Genomic DNA, 215 nt, shown 5'->3' with positions numbered 1-215 from the left:
ATAGCTCAGCTGGGAGAGCGCTTGCATGGCATGCAAGAGGTCAGCGGTTCGATCCCGCTTACCTCCACCAACAGCGCAGAAATCACGTGATAATCAAAGTCGCCTCGGGCGGCTTTTTTTATTTCCGCAACACTTCCAGCCATACCCGACAGGGGAGTGTGGCGTAGGTCGGATTAGCGTAGCGTAATCCGACAGCACCATCTTCTGAAGCCAGC

Source organism: Janthinobacterium sp. GW823-FHT03B06 (genome assembly GCF_058796955.1).
The sequence above is the reverse complement of the archived record's forward strand: the minus strand, read 5'-3'. Positions refer to the sequence as shown.